The 11,860-nt window shown below is 71.4% G+C and carries 11 protein-coding genes; 3 read left to right on the top strand and 8 right to left on the bottom strand.

The genetic code is table 11. From position 1 onward, the window contains the following. The first annotated feature begins 187 nt into the window (after nucleotides 1–187). Nucleotides 188–2,242, top strand: coding sequence for a cellulase family glycosylhydrolase (locus NAG42_RS28115; RefSeq protein WP_250034770.1), 2,055 nt, complete (start codon nucleotides 188–190; stop codon nucleotides 2,240–2,242). On the opposite strand, the gene NAG42_RS28120 is transcribed toward NAG42_RS28115, so the two are convergent. After that, a complete protein-coding gene (locus NAG42_RS28120; protein WP_250034772.1) occupies nucleotides 2,223–3,137 on the bottom strand; it encodes a DMT family transporter in 915 nt (304 codons plus the stop codon). The genes NAG42_RS28115 and NAG42_RS28120 overlap by 20 nt on opposite strands. Before the next feature lie 71 nt (nucleotides 3,138–3,208). Between NAG42_RS28120 and NAG42_RS28125 the strand changes: the two genes are divergently transcribed. Then, the gene (locus NAG42_RS28125) at nucleotides 3,209–4,450 is read left to right on the top strand and encodes a cellulose binding domain-containing protein (protein WP_250034774.1); all 1,242 of its coding nucleotides are present in this window, start codon (nucleotides 3,209–3,211) and stop codon (nucleotides 4,448–4,450) included. A 70-nt stretch (nucleotides 4,451–4,520) separates the two neighbouring features. Here NAG42_RS28125 and NAG42_RS28130 read toward each other — a convergent pair whose 3' ends face one another. Then, on the bottom strand, nucleotides 4,521–5,009 hold the full coding sequence (locus NAG42_RS28130; protein ID WP_308201201.1) for a MarR family winged helix-turn-helix transcriptional regulator: 489 nt from the start codon (nucleotides 5,007–5,009) through the stop codon (nucleotides 4,521–4,523). 90 nt (nucleotides 5,010–5,099) lie between these two features. Between NAG42_RS28130 and NAG42_RS28135 the strand changes: the two genes are divergently transcribed. Next, nucleotides 5,100–5,675: an NADPH-dependent F420 reductase gene (locus tag NAG42_RS28135; RefSeq protein ID WP_250034778.1), complete on the top strand. Its 576-nt coding sequence runs from the start codon at nucleotides 5,100–5,102 to the stop codon at nucleotides 5,673–5,675. A 149-nt stretch (nucleotides 5,676–5,824) separates the two neighbouring features. On the opposite strand, the gene NAG42_RS28140 is transcribed toward NAG42_RS28135, so the two are convergent. From NAG42_RS28140 to NAG42_RS28165, 6 genes are all read right to left on the bottom strand, one after another. Further along, nucleotides 5,825–6,436, bottom strand: a complete 612-nt coding sequence (locus NAG42_RS28140) for a hypothetical protein (protein ID WP_250034780.1) — start codon at nucleotides 6,434–6,436, stop codon at nucleotides 5,825–5,827. Beyond that, nucleotides 6,436–7,788 carry a hypothetical protein gene (locus tag NAG42_RS28145; protein ID WP_250034782.1) on the bottom strand — a complete coding sequence of 451 codons (1,353 nt, stop codon included), beginning with the start codon at nucleotides 7,786–7,788 and terminating at the stop codon, nucleotides 6,436–6,438. Before NAG42_RS28145 ends, NAG42_RS28140 begins: the two co-directional genes overlap by 1 nt. Continuing rightward, on the bottom strand, nucleotides 7,785–8,573 hold the full coding sequence (locus NAG42_RS28150) for an ABC transporter ATP-binding protein (protein ID WP_438872457.1): 789 nt from the start codon (nucleotides 8,571–8,573) through the stop codon (nucleotides 7,785–7,787). Before NAG42_RS28150 ends, NAG42_RS28145 begins: the two co-directional genes overlap by 4 nt. Nucleotides 8,574–8,593: 20 nt before the next feature. Further along, nucleotides 8,594–9,121, bottom strand: a complete 528-nt coding sequence (locus NAG42_RS28155; protein WP_308201202.1) for a hypothetical protein — start codon at nucleotides 9,119–9,121, stop codon at nucleotides 8,594–8,596. A gap of 261 nt (nucleotides 9,122–9,382) precedes the next feature. Next, nucleotides 9,383–9,928: an RNA polymerase sigma factor gene (locus NAG42_RS28160; protein WP_250034784.1), complete on the bottom strand. Its 546-nt coding sequence runs from the start codon at nucleotides 9,926–9,928 to the stop codon at nucleotides 9,383–9,385. A gap of 66 nt (nucleotides 9,929–9,994) precedes the next feature. Next, entirely contained in the window at nucleotides 9,995–11,797 is a 1,803-nt protein-coding gene (locus NAG42_RS28165; protein WP_250034785.1) for a flavin-containing monooxygenase, read from the bottom strand. Nucleotides 11,798–11,860: the final 63 nt, after the last annotated feature.

Genomic DNA, 11,860 nt, shown 5'->3' on the forward strand with positions numbered 1-11,860 from the left:
TGTCGCGGCCGCCGGCTGCGTGAACGCTCACAAACTGGCCATCGTACGAAAGCCTGGAATCCCTGGCAAGGGTGCGAGGCCCGATTGGGAGCGCTCCCAGATTTAAGGAAACGTTGATTGACGTCTATCAATTGTGCTGGATAACGTGCGCCTCCCTGTTACGCACATGTTTCCTCAAGGCGGATAGATGTCTCCCACCCGTGGCACCCGACGGCGCGCAGCCCTGGCCGGCGTCGTCGCCCTGCTGACCCTGTTAGGACTGTGGACCGCGACGGCCGCCGGCGCCGCCGCGGCCGGTTGCCGGGTGGTCTACACCGTCGGCTCGCAGTGGAGCGGCGGCTTCACGGCAGGCGTCGCGATCACCAACCTGGGCGACGCGGTGTCCGGCTGGCGCCTGAACTGGACGTTCCCCGCCGCCCAGGCCGTCACCCAGGCCTGGAACGCCACGGTCACCGCCTCGGGCGCCGAGGTCACGGCCACCAACGCGAGCTACAACGGCTCGATCGCCACCGGCGCCACCACGAGCTTCGGCTTCAACGGCACCCACACCGGCGGCAACCCGGTCCCGGCGTCCTTCTCGCTCAACGGGGTGGCCTGCACCGGAACCGGTCCGACCACCCCGACGACCCCGCCCACGACCCCGACGACGCCGACGACTCCGCCGCCGGCCGGCAACGCCGAGGCGACCGTCGCCGCCATGCAGCCCGGCTGGAACCTGGGCAACTCGCTGGACGCCACCGGCGCCGACGAGACCTCGTGGGGCAACCCGCGCGTCACCGAAGCCCTGCTCGACGGCGTCAAGGCGCAGGGCTTCAAGAGCATCCGCATCCCGGTCACCTGGGGCCAGCACCAGGGCGGCGCCCCGGGCTACACCATCGAGGCGGCCTACCTGGCCCGGGTCAAGGAGGTCGTCGGCTGGGCCCTGGCCGACGGCTTCTTCGTGATGATCAACGTGCACCACGACTCCTGGCAGTGGCTCAACAGCATGCCCGGAGCCCAGGCCCGCTACGACGCCACCTGGACCCAGCTCGCCGCGGCCTTCCGCGACAGCCCCGACAAGCTGGTCTTCGAGAGCGTCAACGAGCCGCAGTTCACCGACGAGGGCCAGAGCGCGACCCATCTCAACGCGCTCAACACCTCGTTCCACCGCATCGTGCGCGCCTCCGGCGGCGGCAACGCGACCCGCCTGCTCGTGCTGCCCACCCTGCACACCTCGGCCGACCAGGTCCACCTGGACGCGCTGGCCACCACGATCGCCGCGCTCAACGACCGCAACCTCGCCGCCACCGTGCACTACTACGGCTACTGGCCGTTCAGTGTGAACATCGCCGGCACCACGACGTTCGACGCCACCACGCAGGCCGATCTGGTCGGCTACCTCGACCGCGCGGCCGCCACCTTCACGGCCAAGGGCATCCCGGTGATCCTCGGCGAGTGGGGGCTGCTCGGCTTCGACCGGTCGCTCGACGCCGTCGAACAGGGCGAGAAGCTCAAGTTCTTCGAGTACCTCGGCTACTACGCCAAGCAGAAGAAGATCACCACGATGCTGTGGGACAACGGACAGCACTTCGACCGTACGGCGTTGACGTGGCGCGATCCCGAGCTCTACGCGCACCTCAAGTCGGCCTGGACCACGCGCTCCGGGACCGCCTCGACCGATCAGGTGTTCCTGGCCCGGTCGGCGGCGATCACGGCCCGGACGGTCACGCTCAACCCGAACGGCACGACGTTCAGCGGCCTGCGGCTGGGCACCACCGATCTCGTACGGGGAACCGACTACACGATCGCGGGCAACGAGCTGACCCTGAGCGCGGCGCTGCTGACCCGGCTGGCCGGCGACCGGGCGTACGGGGTCAACGCACGCCTCACCGCGGTCTTCTCGGCGGGCGTGCCGTGGCGGATCAGCATCATCTCGTACGACTCCCCGGTCCTCGCCGCCGCGACCGGGACCACCGCGGCCTTCGCCGTTCCGGTGACCTTCCGGGGTGACCGGGTCGCCACGATGGAGGCGAAGTACGCCGACGGCAGCAACGCCGGGCCGCAGAACTGGACGTCGTTCAAGGAGTTCGCCCAGACGTTCAAGCCCGACTACGCGGCGAACACGTTCACCCTGACCCCGGAGTTCTTCGCCGAGGTCGACGACGGGGCGAAGGTGACGCTCACGCTGCACCTCTGGAGTGGCGCCAAGCTCACCTACTACGTCACGAAGTCCGGAAGCACCGTCACCGGTGCGACTGCGTGACGACCGGTTCCGGAGCCGGCCGGCGCGGTCGGCTCCGGGACACCGCCACCCCGGCCAGGCAGAGCGCCCCGCCGGCGATGGCCAGCGCGCGCGGCACCTCGTCGAGCAGCAGCCAGGACAGCAGGATGACGACGACCGGGACCGCGTACGTGGTGGAGCCCATCCGGCCCGCGGTCGTGCGAGCCAGGGCGTAGGCCCACGTCGTGAAGGCCACGGCGGTGGGGAAGACACCCAGGTAGACGACGTTGAGGGTGGCACTCACCGGGGCGGTGCGAAGGTCGTCGATCAGCTGCCCGGCGAACGGCAGGCAGGCGATCGCGCCGATCAGGCAGCCGAAGGTGGTCGCCTGCAACGCCGACGCGTGCCGGAGAGCGGGCTTCTGCGCGACCACCCCGGCCGCGTAGGTGATGGCGGCGACCAGGCACAGCAGGACCCCGAGCACCGAGGACCGGCCGCCGCCGGACATCGACAGCCCGACCACGACGGCCCCGGCGAACGAGACGGCGATGCCGGCCAGCAGCCGGGGCGGGAAGCCCTCGTGCAGGAGCCACCCGGCGAGCAGCGCCATCAGCGCCGGCCCGACGTTCACGATCATGGCCGCCGTGCCCGCGTCGACGAGCTCCTCACCCCAGTTCAGCGCCACCATGTAGAGCCCGAACCACAGCACCCCCGACACGGCGATCCCCGGCCAGGCCGCCCGCGGTGGCAGCCCCTGCCGCCGGATCACCAGGAACGCCACCAGCACGACGGCGCCCGCGAGCAGCCGCCCCAGAGCGAGGGCCCCCGGCGAGAAATGCGGCGCCGCGGCCCGGATCCCGACAAACGCCGAAGCCCACAACACCACAGTGACCGAGGCGGCGGCCACGGCCGCTCCCGGCACGCGTTGGTTTTCCATACCGCAGAGCCAACCGTGCGAACACTTCGGTGGCTAGCGAAAAACAGACCCGGCTCTCCTGAGGAGGAGTGATGAAACGTCGTGTCGTCTGGTTGGCGGCCTGTCTCATGGCAGCGTTCTCGGTCGTGGCTGTGCTGCGTCCCGCGTACGCCGCGGTGGGCTGCCGTGTCACCTACGCCGTCACCAATCAGTGGTCGGGCGGCTTCGGCGCCTCGGTGACCGTGGCCAACCTGGCTGATCCGCTCAACGGCTGGTCGCTGACGTTCGCCTTCCCGGACAGCGGGCAGAAGGTCGCGCAGGGCTGGAACGGGACGTTCGCGCAGAGCGGATCGGCCGTGACCGTCACCAACGCCGGGTGGAACGCGTCGGTGGCCTCCGGTGGCACGATCAGCCTGGGGTTCAACGGCTCGTTCACCGGGGGGAACCCGGTGCCCACCGGGTTCGCCGTCAACGGGACCGCGTGCACCGGATCCGCGCCGACCGGCTCACCCACCACTTCCCCGACGGTGACGCCGGCGCCATCCCCGACGGTCAGCCCGACCGCTGCGCCCGGTGATGCCTGGAACCCGCCGTCGTCACTCGTGCAGCCGCTGGCCGCGGTGTGGACCCATCAGGAGCAGACCTACAGCAACGGCAATCTGTACGGCTTCAAGAACTACGGCTGGGACCAGTTGTTCGCGGCCGGCGGCGCCATCAACTACTGCGTCCGCTGGGATTCGAGCGCCCGGGTCACCACGGCCCAGCGCGACGCGATCCACGCCGCGGTGCAACGGCAGTACCAGAAGTGGATGGACCAGATGCTCGACAACGGAGCGGGGTGGAACAACTGGCCGTACAAGCAGGTGCCGGTCAAGGTGGTCGGCTGGGCGGTCCGGGACCGGGCTCAGCTCGAGTGGACCGACAACTCGGTCGACATCTCCGTCGGCAACATCAACGAGAACGCGCCGCAGTGCGCGCCCGCCTGCGGCCGCTTCTTCCACCAGGACAACAACTACTCGGGCTGCCCCGGCGGGGTGGCCCGTCATTACGACCACTCGCTCTGGCTCACCGAGGGCTTCAGCGGGGGTGCCGGCGGCGACTGGGGACAGCGGGTCGGCTCGGAATACTTCCTGAGCAACTTGAACGCCGACAACATGCACATCTTCCTGCACGAACTCGGCCACACGTACGGCTTGGACGACTTCTACGACTGGGACCCCACCCCGGGCCGCGGCTTCCTCATGCGAGCCGGCAGTGCCAGCCAGATCACCGACTTCGACAAGTGGATGTTCCGCGACTGGTGGCGCCACCTGAAGTCCCGCTACGGCCGCTGACGAGACCGGCCCGTCCGACGTCCACGGGCGGGCCGGCGCGCGATGCCTGGTCAACGGCGGCCCGGAACGCTCAGTCGTAGCGCTCGTAGACGGCGGCTCGCGCGCGTGTCGGGTCGAGACGGTGCAGGACGGCGTCCAGGATCTCGGTCAGCTGGGCCACCTGCTCGGGGGTCAGCGCGTCGATGACGGTCTCGCGCACCGTTTCGACGTGGCCCGGGGCGGCCTCGCGCACCTTCGCCCAGCCGGCGTCGGTGAGCCGCGCGTTGGTGGCCCGCTTGTCCTCGGGGCAGGGGAAACGCTCGATCAGTCCGCGGGTCTCCAGCCGGGTCACCACGTGCGAGAGCCGGGCCAGCGTGGCGGTGGTCAGCTCAGCCAGAGCCGTCATCCTCAGCGTGCGGTTCGGCGCCTCCGACAGCATGGCGAGCACGAAGTAGTCGAAGTGGGTGAGCTGGGCGTCGCGCCGCAGCTGGGAGTCGAGAGCGCCGGGGAGCAGCTCGAGCACGGCCGCAAGTCGAACCCACGCCGCCTTCTGCTCTTGGTCGAGCCATCGCGTGTCCACGGTCACCAGCTTTCCACGGATTAGTTGTTGCTACAACCTGGGCTTCATGCGATAGTTGTAGCAACAACCAAACAGCTTCTGGAGGGCGTCATGGCGAACATCAGCATCCTCGGCACCGGCAACATGGGTCAGGCGATCGGCGGCCTCGTGGCGAAGGGCGGCAACACCGTCCAGCAGCTCAACACGTCGAGCGCCGGCGAGGCGATCACCGGTGACATCGTGATCCTGGCCGTGCCGCACAGCGCGCTGGCCGACATCGTCGCCACCCGCGGCGCCGAGCTCACCGGGAAGATCGTCGTCGACATCACCAACCCGGTCGACTTCGCCACGTTCGACAACCTGACCGTCCCGGCCGACGGTTCCGCTGCCGCCGAGCTCGCCCGGGAGCTGCCGCAGGCCCAGGTCGTGAAGGCCTTCAACACCAACTTCGCGGGCACGCTGGCCACCGGTTCGGTCGGCTCCGAGACCACCACCGTCCTCATTGCCGGGGACGACGCCGGCGCCAAGGCCGCCGTGACCGCCTTCGTCGAGGCCGCCGGCCTGCGCGCCGTCGACGCCGGCTCGCTCAAGCGGGCGCGCGAGCTCGAGTCGCTGGCCTTCCTGCAGATGACCCTGGCCGCCGCCGAGAAGCTCTCCTGGAACGGCGGCTTCGCGGCCGTGGCCTGACGCCATCGGGCGGTGACCGGGTCATCCCCGGCCACCGCCCGGCGCTATGTCGGCTGCCGCGGGGACATGACCCATCGCGCGGGCCGGGTGTGAGTGCTGACCGCGTACGCGTGGGCATGGCCAACCGCGGCGTGGGAGCCCACCGGAACCTACTGGCCCAGCGCCGCCTCGGCGGGGGCGCGGCGGGGGCCAACGCGCCAGGCATAGGTCGCGACTCCCGCCGTCAACAGAACCAACGCGGTGACTGTCGCGATCTCGCTGCCGGCCGGCTGCACCAGCCAGAACAGTGCCTCCGGCCAGCCCCGCGACGACGGATCGCCGAAGATCAGTTGGGTGACGGTCCAGCAGATCGGCAGCTGCCAAGCCATCCGCGTGCCCAGCAGCGCCGCGCTGAGTCCGATCAGGCCGGTCATCCCGGCCACGTCGCGCAGCATCTCACCGGTCGAGCCGAACGACGCCCCGGTGGCCCGGCTGGCCAGCATCGGCACCGCCACGACCACGCCGGCGGCCAGCAGGTGCAGTGCCCGCCGCGGCGGCCAGCGCAGCGCCGCGGTCGACTCCAGCGAGTCGTCGTCGCCGGCCAGGGTGGGGATGAGCGGGGCCAGTGCCAGCAGGACGGTGAACGTCGCGAGGCTGGTGCTGATGTCCGGGGCGTCGGAGAACAGGGACCAGCCGGCCCAGATCAGCGCCGCTCCGCCGAAGGACACCACGATCGCGAGCGGTAACCGCCGGGATCGGGTGTAGAGCCGCAGCCACGCCATCACGAGGACGCGCCGGTCAGGATGGGCAGCAGATCCTTGCGGCAGTCCAGGGACGCGTCGCGCAGGGCGGTGACCCGCCGGATCTGCTCCTTCTCGGGCAGCTTGCGCAGATTCCGGACGGTCTCGCCGACCTGCTGCTTCAGCTCGGGGTAGAAGCTGAGCGCGTCGTCGACCCCGGTCAGCTCCTCCCGGCCCATCAGCCAGGCGCCGGCCGCGTGCGCGGCCACCAGATCCTGGCCACCCCGGCATCCGTTCCACAGGGTGCCCGCGCCGAGGACGACGTACTCGGTCAGGGCCGGAGCGATCTTGTTGTCGTCCAGGCCGAGGTCGAAATTGACCGTGCCCGGCTCCGGGCGGGCCGGGCCCGTGCTCGACCAATCATCCGCGTCGCCGGGCTGGTAGACCTGGTCGGCCCGCCACTCGACGGCCCGGGTCGGCGCGCCGGGCAGTTTGGCCAGCAACGTCAGCGCCGCACGGACCCGGGGCGCGGCGTCGTCCAGGAGGTAGGCGTGGATGGCGGTCACGCAGACCTGCGGAGCTCCGTCGGCGCAGACCAGCTTCTGCGCCGCGGCGTCGACGCGGTAGTGGGTGTCGGCCATCGTGCCCGGGACGACCGCCGCGATCGTTCCGGCCACCCCCAGCAGCACGACCGCGGCCACCCGGGGCAGCCAGGTGCGCCCGGCGGCCAGGAGAAATCCGGCACCGATCAGGCCCGCGCCATAGACCGTGTAGCCGAGCAGAGCCCGGCCGGTGATCGTCTCCCACCCGTACAGGGGCGGTTGGGCCAGCATCGAGAGGTTGGCCAGGTACGTCGGCTCACCGGGCGGCCGGAGCTCCGAGAAGCCGAGCTGCAGCAGCAGGCCGAGCACGGCGACCAGCGGTGGGACCAGCGGTGACGACCAGGCCCGCCCGGCGGCCAGGCCGAGCCAGGCCCCACCGGCCAGCACCAGGACCCCGGTCAGCGGCCACAGCACGGTCACGGCGCTCGCATAGGAGCCGGTCATCAGGATCCAGACCGCGCCACCGGCGAACACGGCCAGGTGGGCCACGGCAGCCGCGACGCCCAGCGCGAGCAGGCCGGGCAGCAGTCGCTGGGTGCGGGGCCGGGCGGTGCTGGCCATCAGCTCGTCGGTCCGGGAGCGCTTCTCGCGGCGGCCCATCACCGCGCCCCCGGCCAGCGCCAGCGGGAGCAGCAGGAAGAGCGAGGACGAGTGCACGTACGCGAAGGTGTGCCACCCGTTGAGCCCGAGGTTGCCCCCGAGGGCGAGCCCGGCCACGCCGGCCGCCAGGAGCAGCGCGGCCAGGGTGGGGGCGTTGGAGCGGCGCAGCTCGATGCCGAGGATGCGGGTCATGAGGCACTCCGGTGGGTGCTCAGCAGCGAGGTGTAGCCGCGCTCGGCCGGGCTGTCGCCGGTGCCGCCGTGCTCGCCGAGCCGGATCAGCTCGGTGGGCAGGCCCTGCCAGACCAGCCGCCCCTCGTCGACCAGCACGACGTCGGAGCAGGCGGCCACGACGTCCTCGACCAGGTGGGTGGAGACCACGACGCAGCTGTCCGCGCCCAGTTCGCGCAGCAGCGTGCGGAACTCGACGCGCTGCTCGGGGTCGAGCCCCACCGTCGGCTCGTCGAGCAGCAGCAGGTCGGGGTCGTTGACGATCGCCTGGGCGATGCCGACCCGGCGCAGCATGCCGCCGGAGAGTGCCTTGAGCCGCGAATCGGCCCGGGCGGTCAACCCGACCCGCTCGACGGCGCGCTGCACCGCGCCCGGGATGGCGGCCTTGGGCATCTCGCGCAGCCAGGCCATGTATTCGACGTACTCGCGCACGGTGAAGCGTGGGTAGAAGCCGAAGTGCTGGGGCAGGTAACCCAGCCGGCGCCGCAGCGGGCGCAGCACCCGCCCGTTCGTCGCGTCCTCACCCAGCAGCCGCAGGCTCCCGCCGGACGGCCGGTGGACGGTGGAGAGCGCCCGCATGAGCGTGGTCTTGCCGGCGCCGTTGGGGCCGAGCAGACCGTGCACGCCGGTGCCCAGCCGCAGGTCGAGACCGTTGACGGCGAGGTGCCGCCCGGCCTTGACCCGCAGCCCGGTGGCCTCGACGGGCCAGGCGTACGTGGTCGGTTGGAGCTCGGTGGCGCTGACCATGCGTACCAAAGGGGGTCTCCTTAGTCGGCGCGCCGGTGGTCACCGGCGCGCAGGACAGTGAGGGCGGCGCCGATCAGGGCGGCCACCGCCCAGGCCGGGAGGCTGGCCGGCGCGACAACCGCCGGCGGGTTCGCGGTGAGGACCGCGGGCAGCGCGATGACCAGCAGCCAGCCGCCGCCGAGGACAGCGGCCGCCCGGGTCACGCCGATCAGGCCGCCCAGCAGCAGGGTGGCCGTGGTGAAGGTGAGGCTGGGCAACAGCCACAGGGCCGGGGACATGCCGAGCCGCCAGCCGGCCACGGCCAGCAACGGCAGCACGGTCGCGAGGACCACGACCGTCCGTCGCAGCAGCAGCTCCAGGCCGGCCCGGGACGTGCCCGCGGTGATCTCCCAGGCCGGGTCGCTGCGCCGGGACCAGGCGATGGCCAGGCCGGCCAGCGGAGCCACCGGCGCCAGCAGCAGCACCAGCGACGGCCGCTCGGGGAACGCCCGGTCGAGCAGGAAGGCGGCCAGCACGGCGCCGGCCACGGTGGCGAGCCACGGGATCACCGACCAGACCGCCCAGCGGTGTGCGCGGCGACGCCAGGCCCGTCGGCGGGCCGGCTCGGGACCGCCCCGCACCCCCCCGGTCGATCATCACCTGCACGTCGTCGAGCAGCTCCCGCAGCGGTGCCGGGGCCTGGCCGGCCAGCCGGGCGCGGCAGCCGGCGCAGTTCTCCAGGTGGACCTCGACCGCCCAGACCGCGGCGTCGCCGAGATCGGGGTCCCCGGTGGTGTAGGCGGCCAGCGAGGCGGCCGGAATGTGGTCGGTCACGACAATGCCTCCCGCAACACGCTGCGGGCGCGGCGCGCCCGGCTCTTCACAGTTCCCTCGGGCAGCCCGAGCAGGATCGAGGTCTCGCGGACGGTGAGCCCGTCGAGCACCATCGCGTGCAGGACCTCACGCAGCTCGGGCGCGAGCTCGGAGAGGGCGACACCCACCTCGTCGCCGAGCGAGCCGGCCAGCGCCTCGTCCTCGGCGGCGGGCGCGTGGCGTACGGGAATCTCCTCGGCCGGCACCTCGGGATGCCGGGCCCGGCGGCGCATGGCGTCGACCAGCCGGTGGGCGGCCACGGTCCACAGCCAGCCGGCCGCGCTCCCGCCCCCCTGCAGACCGGTGAAGGTGCCGGCCGCGCGCCACACGGCGAGGTAGGTGTCCTGCAGAACCTCGGCGACCATGCCGTCGTCCGAGCAGCGGCGGCGCAGGCGGACGGCGAGCCACGGCGACGTCCGGCGGTACAACTCGTCGAACGCGGCGCGGTCGGCCCGGGCGACGCGACGGAGCAGCTGCCCCTCGTCGAGCTCGGTCACTTTCATATCCAGACAGACGACGGCGCCACCCGCGACGGATCATCCCCGCGAGTGACGCCGGTCACATCGTGCTCAAGCCGAGTGGTATGACTCCGGCAGCCGGTAGACGGGGGTCGGCAGGCCCTCATACCGGGCCTTGAGCTGCAACGCCAGATAGAGCGAGTAATGCCGGGACTGGTGCAGGTTGCCCCCGTGGAACCACAGGTTCTCCTGCTGGGTGGGCTTCCACATGTTGCGCTGCTCACCCTCCCACGGACCCGGGTCCTTCGGGGTGCCGGAGCCGAGGCCCCATACCTTGCCGACCTTCTCGGCGGTGGCCGCGTCGACCAGGTCGGCCACCCAGCCGTTCATCGAGCCGTAGCCGGTCGCGTAGACCACCAGGTCGGCCGGCAGCGTCGTCCCGTCGTCGAGCACCACCGCGTCCTCGGTCAGGTGGTCGACCTGGCCCTGCGCCAGCTTGACCCGGCCGTCGGCGACGAGCTCGGCCGCGCCCACGTCGATGTAGTAGCCGGAGCCGCGTCGCAGGTACTTCATGAACAGGCCGGAGCCGTCGGCGCCCCAGTCATGCCGGAAGCCGGCCTTCTCGAGCCGCGCGTAGAAGTCGGCATCGCGTTCGGCCATCCGCTCGTACAGCGGGATCTGGAACTCGTGCATGATCCGGTAGGGGATCGACGCGAAGATCATGTCGGCCTTGTCGGTGGTGACGCCGCCGGCCACCGCGCGCTCGGAGTAGAGGTCGCCGAGCCCGATGTCCATCAGCGACGACGACTTCACGATGTGGGTCGACGAGCGCTGCACCATGGTGACGTCGGCCCCGTGCTCCCACAGCGCCCCGCAGATGTCGAACGCCGAGTTGTTCGAGCCCACCACGACGACGCGCTTTCCCTCGTACGCCTCGGGGCCGGGGTGCTGACTCGAGTGCTGCTGCTCGCCCCGGAACACGTCCTGCCCCGGGAATCGCGGGTAGTTGGGCTTGCCCGACATGCCGGTCGCGAACACCACGTGGGCCGGGGTCAGCTCGACCGGGTCACCCTCCCGGTCGACGATGACCCGCCACCGCTTGGTCTCGTCGTCGAAGGTCGCCGACCGGACCGCGGAGGAGGTCCAGTACGGCACCTCCATGACCTTCGTGTACATCTCCAGCCAGTCGCCGATCTTGTCCTTCGGGGAGAACACCGGCCAGTTGGCCGGGAACGGCAGGTAGGGCAGGTGGTCGTACCAGACCGGGTCGTGCAGGCACAGGCTCTTGTAGCGGCCCCGCCACTGATCCCCGGGCCGGGCGTTCTTGTCGATGACCAGGGCCGGTACGCCGAGCTGGCGCAGCCGCGCCCCGAGCGCGATGCCGCCCTGGCCACCGCCGATGACCACGACGTACGGCTGCTCCTCGCGCCCCAGCGTGGCGGCCTCCTGTTCGCGCCGCTCCTTCCAGGACTGCCGCCCGCGGGTCAGCTCGTGCTCCACGCCCTGCGGCCGCCGGTGGCCCAGCCCCTCCTCGTGTCCCTTGAGCTCGCGCAGCGTCGTGAGCAGCGTCCACGCGCCCTCCGGCTTGAGCCGCAGCAGCCCGGTGCCCCGCCCGGCCGCGGTCTCGAACCGGATCCACGCCTCGATCACGCCACCGGCCTCGGCCGGCTCCTCGATGACCTCGAACCCGGAGGGATCGGTGCCGTCGAGCGTGTTCGTCAGCAGGTCGGTCACCCCGTCCCGGCCCTCGACCGTGGTGATGTTCCAGGTGAAGGCGACCAGGTCGCGCCAGAAGCAGCCGGGGGCGAACAGGCCGGCCGCGGCCGGTATGTCCCGGGCCCGCAGCGCGGCCTCGAAGGACGTGAGCCAGTCGTCCACGCGCTGCCGTACGGAGAGCTCGGTTGTCTGCGTCATGGCAGTCAATAGACAAGCCCGACTCCGGTCCGCAACAGGGTTGCAACACATTGCACACGCGGG

The sequence above is a fragment of the Paractinoplanes maris genome (assembly GCF_023544465.1).
Taxonomy (GTDB): Bacteria; Actinomycetota; Actinomycetes; order Mycobacteriales; family Micromonosporaceae; genus Actinoplanes; species Actinoplanes maris.